This is a genomic window from Rathayibacter rubneri, assembly GCF_023743255.1.
GTDB classification, from domain to species: domain Bacteria; phylum Actinomycetota; class Actinomycetes; order Actinomycetales; family Microbacteriaceae; genus Rathayibacter; species Rathayibacter rubneri.
Genome location: NZ_JAMRYM010000157.1, coordinates 1 through 4,878 on the forward strand (window position 1 = coordinate 1; position 4,878 = coordinate 4,878).

Below are 4,878 nucleotides of genomic sequence, written 5' to 3' on the forward strand. Positions count from 1 at the left end.
CCAGCACCCCCTCGCTCAGCCGGCGCGCGCTCGGATTCGCGACCTTCTCGATCGTCGGCGGCCTCGTCGCCACCACGGCGATCCCCGCCTACGGCGCCCGATCGACGGGTGCGGCCGCCGGAGGCGGTACCGTCGCGGACCGGACGGGCCTGCAGAACCTCACCGTCTCCTCCGAGGCGGCCGGCCAGACCGCGGTGCGCGACGCGTTCGCCGCACCGACCCAGGCGCAGCTGGACGAGGCGAGCCGCCAGGCGGCCGTGCTCTCGAGCTCGAACGGCGGCGAGTTCACCACGGTGCAGACGCGCGCCGTCGGCGACGACTACCCGTGGCCGTACGAGACGATCGACGACGACGGCGGCGGACTCTCTCCGCTGGGCTACTACTACCGCGAGTGCGTCGACTTCGTCGCCTGGCGCCTCAACCGGGACGCCGGCGCGACCGCGGCCCCGTGGACGTACACGTGGGGGAACATCACGCCGATGGGCGGCAGCGCGTGGGAGTGGCCCGACAACTGGGCCGCCAAGGGCTGGGCCACGAGCAGCGTGCCGATCGCGGGCTGCGTCGCGTGGTGGACCTACAACCACGTCTCGTACGTGCAGAAGGTGAACGACGACGGCACCGTGCTGCTCGAGGAGTACAACTACGGCGGCCGGCACAGCTACGTGACGCGCACGTTCCCGACGGCGCAGGTGCCGCTCTTCCTGTACCCGCCGGCGCTGTAGCCCCGAGTCGCTCTCGCGAGTCGCCACTCCGGTGCGCCTCGGACGGCCTGTCGCGGTCCGGACCGGCGTCGCGCGCTCAGCGCAGGAGCGCGAGGAGCGTCTCGAAGGCCGGCGCGCGCGGGTCGACGAGGTCGAAGTGCTCGGCTCCGGGCAGCTCGAGCAGGCGCACCTCGGGGTGCCTCGCGGCGTAGGCGCGGCTGAGCGCGATCGGCACATCGGAGTCGGCGTCGCCGTGCACGAGCACCACCGGCACCGACGGGGTCGGCAGCCGCAGCGGGTCGGCCGCCGCGAGCGGCTCTGCGCCGAGGAGCTCGCCCACGGCGTCGTCGCTGAGGTGCCGATCGGCGGCGGCCTGCAGGTCGACGACTCCGGCGAGCGCCACCACGGCGCGGACGAACGGCGAGGGATGCGCGGCCTGCGACCACACGGCGAGCTGCCCGCCGGCGGAGTGTCCGACGAGGACGACCCTCGGGTCGCCGCCGAGCAGGACGGGCAGCGCCGCGAGGAGCGCGCGCACGTCGTCGCCCGTGCCCGGCCAGCCTCCTCCGGGATCGCCGACGCGCCGGTACTCCGGCAGCAGCACGTCGTGACCGCGGTCGGCGAGCGCTGCGGCGAGCGGACGCAGGTGGGTGCGGTCCCAGCGGGCGCGCCAGAATCCGCCGTGCACCAGGACGACGGTGCCGTGCTCGGGAGCCGTCGGCCGGTAGCGGTCGGCGATCTGCTGCGGCGCGGCTCCGTAGCGCAGCACGGCGTCGGGATCGCGGGCCTCGAGATCGAGCAGATCGGTCACGGTCGCACTCTAGGGCGCCGAGTCGCGACAGGACCGGGGCGGACCGCCCCGGATCGCTCCCGCCTCGCGGAGGATGGACGGGTGACCGACACCGATCCGATCCCACCGCGCCGCGTCCTGCCGAGCATCGGAGTCGGCGCGGTCGCCGCCGTGCTCGGCCTGCTCCCCTGGGTCGTCACCGGCATGCGCCTGCCGCTGCAGAACCTCTGGGGGACCGACACCACGGCGATGCCGTTCGCGCTCCTGCCGTTCAGCCAGTACGCGCTGACGCTGATCGTCGCGGTGCTCGTGACCGGATGGGCGCTCGCCGGTCTCGCCGCGCGCCTCGGACGGGCGCGCGGGGTGCATCCGGGAGCCGCCGCGCTCGGCGTCGCCGTCGTGCAGCTGATCGCGCTCGTGCAGACCGCGCTCGTGGTCGCGGGCGGGCTCGCGGAGGGGACGGCCTCGGACGTCTACCTGGCCGCCCTGGTCAGCGGCTCGGTCGCCGCGATCGCCGTCGGCGCGGTCGTGCTGCTGCTGATCGCCACGGCACCGCGCCCCGGAGCCGCGATCGGGATCTCGCTCGCGGCGGTGGCGGCGGGGAGCTGGGTCACCGGTCTCGTCGCTCCGCTCAGCTCGGGAGGCACCGGCGTGGACCTGACGCTGCTCGACCTGGTGCAGTGGCTGCCCGGGATCCTGGCCGGCCTGGGTCTGGCGTGGTGCGGTCTCACGTCCGTCGGCCGGGTCGCCGCGTGGGCGGTGAGCCTGGCCGCCCTCTGGATCGGGCCGACGCTCTTCACGGCGGTCTCGGCGGCGGCCGGCTCGCGGGTGCTCGCGCAGTACCCGCTCGAGATGCTCGACTACGGGCAGCAGGTGTTCCGCACCGCGCTGCTGCTGCCGGCGGTGTCGCTCCGCACGCCGATCACCGCGCTCGTTGTCGGTGCCGTGGGCTTCGTGGTGCTGAGCGCCGTGGAGCGGCGGCGCGGGCGGGTGGGCGACTGAGCGGACCACCCGCGCACTGCCGCAAGCGTCCCCTTCCCCTGCTGGTCGAGTAGCCCCGAAGGGGCGTATCGAGACCCACGTCGTCAGAAGCGACGTCGGACGGGCGTCACTCCGGGCGAGCGTGGATCTCGATACGCCCTCTGCGAGGGCTACTCGATCAGCAGGAGGCGTCAGCCCTCGAACCAGCCCCGGGGGTGGTGGTCGGCCGTCAGCGGCGTGCGCACCCGGGTCGGACGCGCCCAGCGGACCGCGTTCGCCAGCACCCGCTTGATGTCGGGGTGGTGGTAGACGGGGTAGTCCTGGTCGCCGGGCGAGAAGTAGAACACCTTCCCGAGACCTCGCGTGTAGGTGACTCCCGAGCGGAACACCTCGCCGCCGGTGAACGTCGAGAGGAACACCGTCTCCTCCGGAACAGGGATGTCGAAGTACTCGCCGTACATCTCCTGCTGCGGGATCACGATGGGGCTCGGAACGCCCTGCGCGATCGGATGCGTCGGCGCGATGGTCCAGACCAGCTCGCGGTCCTGGTCGTTGCGCCACTTCAGCGAGCACGTCGTGCCCATCAGCGCCTGGAAGATCTTGGAGTAGTGGCCGGAGTGCAGCACCAGGATCCCCATCCCCTCCTGCACGTGCCGCAGTACGCGCTGCACCACCTCGTCCGACACCTCGCCATGGGCGATGTGCCCCCACCACAGCAGCACGTCGGTGCGGGCGAGCGCCTCCTCGCTCAGTCCGTGCTCGGGCTCGGGGAGCGTCGCGGTGCGCACCGCGACCGCGTCGCCGAGCGACTCGGCGAGGCCGTCGGCGATCACGCGGTGGATGCCCTCGGGGTAGTGCTTCATGACCGTCTCGTCGCCGCGGGTCTCGTGGCGGAACTCGTTCCAGACCAGGACCTCGACGGGACCGGTCGGGGCGTTCGCGGTCGTCGTCTCGAGAGCGCTCACGCGACCTCCACCTCCTTCTTCTCGGCGGCCGAGCGGTAGATCGCGTCGATCACGCGACTGCGGTGCAGCGCGTACTCGCCGTAGTGGCCGGAGTAGCGGGGCTCGCCGGCCGCGGCGTCGGCTCCCGCGGCGATCGCGTCGAGGAACTCGGCGATCACCGAGCGGTGGTGGCCCGACGGCACCGGGATGCTGGGGCGCGAGGTGGTGGGGGCGCCGGCGACTTCGGAGTAGAGCGTGACGGTGCCCTCGGTCGCGTAGTCGGCGACGTGCAGGCGGGCGCCGCCCGCGGATCCGAGGAGCTCGACCTCGATGTCCTCGTCGACCTTGGAGTAGCTGGCCCAGGACGCGTCGAGCTGGAGGCTGCGTCCGTTGTCCAGGCGCAGGAGCGCGCTCGAGAAGTCCTCCACCTCGAAGGCGTGGGTGCCGGTCGCGGCGACACCGTACGGGCGGCCGCCGCGTCCGGAGCGCCCGATCTCGCCGTACGCGACGGCCGAGACGCTGGTGACGCGCGGCTCGTCGAGCAGGTGCAGGGCGATGTCGAGGACGTGCGAGCCGAGGTCGATCAGCGGACCGCCGCCGGCCAGGGCCTTGCTCGTGAACCAGGAGCCGATGCCCGGGATGCCGGTGCGCCGCTGCCAGCTGGCGCGCGCGTGGTAGACGTCGCCGAGCGGAGCGTCGTCGAGGTAGCGGCGCAGGTAGGCGACATCCGCGCGGCGGCGGTGGTTGTAGGCGATCTCGAGCACGCGGTCGGCCGCCCGCGCGGCCTCGACCATCTCGGCGGCGAGGTCGGCGGTGGTCGCGAGCGGCTTCTCGCAGAAGACGTGCTTGCCGCTCTCGAGCGCGGCCACCGCGATGGGGTGGTGCAGGTGGTTCGGCACGCCGATCGAGACGACGTCGAGGTCGTCGCGGGCGACGAGGTCCTCCCAGTCGGAGTAGAGGTCGGGGACGTCGCGCGTCGCGCCGAGTTCGCGCAGGCGCGCCTCCTCCTGACCGGCGAGGGCGACGACCCGCGCCCCCGGCAGGGCCTGGAAGGCGTCGAGATGGGTGGTGCCGGCGAAGCCGAGGCCGACGACGCCGACCCGGAGCTCGGGGGTGATCTCTGTCATGCTCGAAGCCTAGTCGAATTGATTCGAGTGCTGGATAAACTCCGCGCGGCGGGCGGAGGGACGACGAGGGTCCGGGGCGTCACGGCGGTGGCTCGAGCAGCGGCCAGCGGCGCTCCCACTTGCTTATCGAGTAGGCCGCGGAGCGGCCGTATCGAGATCCGCGCGGCCTGGGCACGGGGGTCTCGATACGCGGCCTGCGGCCGCTACTCGACCAGCAGGAGGGCCTGCGGCCGCCGCTCGACCAGCAGGAGGGCCTGCGGCAGTTGCTCGACCAGCAGGTGGAGGGGGCGCAGGTCCTGCCGCGGTCCGCGAATCGTCGCGGACCGCGGCAGGAC

At 73.3% G+C, this 4,878-nt stretch carries 5 protein-coding genes; 2 read left to right on the forward strand and 3 right to left on the reverse strand.

All coding sequences use genetic code 11. The features are described 5' to 3' along the window. Positions 1-722 (forward strand): CHAP domain-containing protein (locus NB037_RS18640; RefSeq protein ID WP_251948437.1); only part of this gene is annotated, 722 nt, incomplete at its 5' end. Positions 723-798: 76 nt separating this feature from the next. On the opposite strand, the gene NB037_RS18645 is transcribed toward NB037_RS18640, so the two are convergent. After that, positions 799-1,512: an alpha/beta hydrolase family protein gene (locus NB037_RS18645; RefSeq protein WP_251948439.1), complete on the reverse strand. Its 714-nt coding sequence runs from the start codon at positions 1,510-1,512 to the stop codon at positions 799-801. Between the two features lie 81 nt (positions 1,513-1,593). Between NB037_RS18645 and NB037_RS18650 the strand changes: the two genes are divergently transcribed. Then, positions 1,594-2,493: a hypothetical protein gene (locus NB037_RS18650; protein ID WP_251948441.1), complete on the forward strand. Its 900-nt coding sequence runs from the start codon at positions 1,594-1,596 to the stop codon at positions 2,491-2,493. 170 nt (positions 2,494-2,663) lie between these two features. Here NB037_RS18650 and NB037_RS18655 read toward each other — a convergent pair whose 3' ends face one another. After that, the gene (locus tag NB037_RS18655) at positions 2,664-3,437 is read right to left on the reverse strand and encodes a ThuA domain-containing protein (protein WP_308202092.1); all 774 of its coding nucleotides are present in this window, start codon (positions 3,435-3,437) and stop codon (positions 2,664-2,666) included. Further along, complete coding sequence (locus NB037_RS18660) at positions 3,434-4,543, reverse strand: Gfo/Idh/MocA family protein (protein WP_251948443.1); 1,110 nt, start codon at positions 4,541-4,543, stop codon at positions 3,434-3,436. Before NB037_RS18660 ends, NB037_RS18655 begins: the two co-directional genes overlap by 4 nt. Positions 4,544-4,878 lie beyond the last annotated feature (335 nt).

Excerpts from the sequence above, each read along its gene's own strand:
- NB037_RS18660 (WP_251948443.1), bottom strand. The coding sequence starts at position 4,543 with ATGACAGAGATCACCCCCGAGCTCCGGGTCGGCGTCGTCGGCCTCGGC.